A 3,196-nucleotide genomic window follows, 5' to 3' on the forward strand; every position below is an offset into this window, starting at 1 on the left:
AATAAATATGGCAGCTACCTACTCTCCCGCATGATAGTGCAGTACCATTGGCCATGAGGGGCTTAACTTCTCTGTTCGGAATGGGAAGAGGTGAACACCCTCGGCAAAACCACCATAAGATCTTGTATATCTCTAGTCTTGACGACAATAATTTACATATTGGGAAGTTGTAAAACAATGCTCCTTGCGAAGCAAGACGAATAATAAAATTAAAGCTTACGGGCAATTAGTACTACTCGGCTTCGATATTACTATCCTTACACCTGTAGCCTATCAACGTCGTAGTCTCCGACGGCCCTTAAAAGTAAACTCATCTCGAGGTAAGTTTCACGCTTAGATGCTTTCAGCGTTTATCTTGCCCGTACATAGCTACTCTGCACTGCACCTGGCGGCACAACAGATACACCAGCGGTACGTACGACCCGGTCCTCTCGTACTAAGGTCATGTCCTCTCAATTTACTAACGATCACAACAGATAGGGACCGAACTGTCTTGCGACGTTCTGAACCCAGTTCACGTGCCACTTTAATCGGCGAACAGCCGAACCCTTGGGACCTTCTCCAGCCCCAGGATGTGACGAACCGACATCGAGGTGCCAAACCTCACCGTCGATATGAGCTCTTGGGTGAGATCAGCCTGTTATCCCCGGAGTACCTTTTATCCTTTGAGCGATGGCCCTTCCATACAGAACCACCGGATCACTTTAGCCAGCTTTCGCTCCTGCTCGGCTTGTTTGCCTCACAGTCAAGCACCCTTATACTAATGCGCTCTACGTACGATTACCAACCGTACTGAGGGTACCTTTGCAAGCCTCCGTTACTTTTTAGGAGGCGACCACCCCAGTCAAACTACCCACCAAACAATGTCCTCCCTTACAGGAGTTAGACTCTAAATAACAGAAGGTTGGTATTTCAACGACGACTCCACAACTCCTGGCGAAGCTGCTTCAAAGTCTCCCAACTATCCTACACATCTGGCATTCAAAATCAATGTTAAGTTGTAGTGAAGGTTCACGGGGTCTTTCCGTCCCGTTGCGATTAACCGGCATCTTCACCGATACTACAATTTCACCGAGCTCGTGGTAGAGACAGTGTACAACTCATTAGACCATTCGTGCAGGTCGGAACTTACCCGACAAGGAATTTCGCTACCTTAGGACCGTTATAGTTACGGCCGCCGTTTACTGGGGCTTCAGTCAGAAGCTTTGGATTACTCCGAACATCCTTCCTTAACCTTCCAGCACCGGGCAGGTATCAGGCTCTATACGTCATCTTTCGATTTTGCAGGGCCCTGTGTTTTTGTTAAACAGTTGGTTGTACCATTTTACTGAGGCCACATCACTGTGGCACGCCTTATCCCGAAGTTACAGCGTCAATTTGCCTAGTTCCTTTACCACGGATCACTCGAGCGCCTTAGGATATTCTCCTCGACTACCTGTGTCGGTTTACGGTACGGGCTGCTATAACCTAACCTTAGAGGTTTTTCTTGGAAGTCTGATTAGGGACATTATCAACGCTGCCGAAGCTTTGTTGTACTATCAGGTTCAGCATCTCGAGCGGATTTTCCTACTCAAAATATACCTACTCCCTTTAACGCATACATCCGTGGATGCGCAGTCCTTTCACTACTCCGTTACCCCATCGAAATTATAGCAGGTACTGGAATATTCACCAGTTTGCCATCAGCTACGCCTTTCGGCTTTGCCTAAGGACCCGACTAACCCTGATCCGATTAGCGTTGATCAGGAACCCTTAGTCTTACGGCGAGAAGATTTTTCATCTTCTTTATCGTTACTTATGCCTACATTTTCTTTTCTGTACGCTCCAGCATACCTCGCAGTACACCTTCAATGCAGTACAGAATGCTCCCCTACCGATCACCCACCTAGTGGGGATCCTAAAGCTTCGGTGGTATGTTTGATGCCCGATTATTTTCCGTGCCCAAACCCTCGACCAGTGAGCTGTTACGCACTCTTTAAATGAATGGCTGCTTCCAAGCCAACATCCTGGCTGTTTTAGGGTTTGAACTTCGTTTGTTCAACTTAACATACGCTTAGGGACCTTAGCTGTTAATCTGGGTTATTTCCCTCTCGGCCATGGACCTTAGCGCCCACAGCCTCACTCCCGCAGATATGTCATAGCATTCGGAGTTTATTAGGGTTTGGTAGGCGGTGAAGCCCCCTAGCCCAATTAGTAGCTCTACCTCTATGACACGTCTATATACGAGGCTGTTCCTAAAAACATTTCGGGGAGAACGAGCTATCTCTCAGTTTGATTGGCCTTTCACCCCTATCCACAGGTCATCCCATAGCTTTTCAACGCTAATGAGTTCGGTCCTCCAGTTTGTGTTACCAAACCTTCAACCTGCCCATGGATAGATCACAAAGTTTCGCGTCTACCCCCACTGACTAAAGCGCCCTGTTAGGACTCGCTTTCGCTGCGGCTCCGTTACTGAAGAACTTAACCTCGCCAGTGAGGAGTAACTCGTAGGCTCATTATGCAAAAGGCACGCCGTCACATATTACTATGCTCCGACCGCTTGTAGGCGCACGGTTTCAGGTACTATTTCACTCTCCTGTTCGGAGTACTTTTCACCTTTCCCTTACGGTACTGGTTCACTATCGGTCTCTAGGGAGTATTTAGCCTTACCAGATGGTGCTGGCAGATTCACACAGGATTCCTCCGGTCCCGCGCTACTCAGGATACTGCTCGTCCATTGCAAGGTACGTCTACAGGACTATCACCTGCTGGGGTGTATCTTTCCAGATACTTCAACTTATTGCAACTTTCTAAATGCAGTCCTACAACCCCACAGCAGCACGCCGCTGTGGTTTGGGCTATTCCCCGTTCGCTCGCCACTACTTAGGGAATCATTAAATTATTTTCTTTTCCTACAGGTACTTAGATGTTTCAGTTCCCTGCGTTGGCCCCCTTGCGGGTAATACACCTTCAGTGTACTGGGTTGTCCCATTCGGAAATCTACGGATATAACGCTCGTTTGCAGCTCTCCGTAGCTTATCGCAGCTTACCACGTCCTTCTTCGCCTCCTAGAGCCTAGGCATCCACCATGCGCCCTTATTCGCTTTAAAAATCTTCGTATCACACGTCTTTCAGTGTTTTACAACTTTATTTCCCAATATGTCAAAGAACTTGTTCGCTGCCAGCTCCATAATTACTATGGTACTGTAACCTCTTC

Annotated in this window: 2 rRNA genes; both read right to left on the reverse strand. The window is 47.8% G+C overall.

Features of this window, described 5'->3' with window-relative positions:
* Window positions 1-5 precede the first annotated feature (5 nt).
* Window positions 6-117 (reverse strand): 5S ribosomal RNA (gene rrf, locus BUR42_RS29230).
* A gap of 89 nt (window positions 118-206) precedes the next feature.
* Window positions 207-3,089, reverse strand: a 23S ribosomal RNA gene (locus tag BUR42_RS29235).
* Between the last annotated feature and the right edge of the window lie 107 nt (window positions 3,090-3,196).

This window comes from Chitinophaga niabensis (assembly GCF_900129465.1).
In the GTDB taxonomy this organism is placed as follows: domain Bacteria; phylum Bacteroidota; class Bacteroidia; order Chitinophagales; family Chitinophagaceae; genus Chitinophaga; species Chitinophaga niabensis.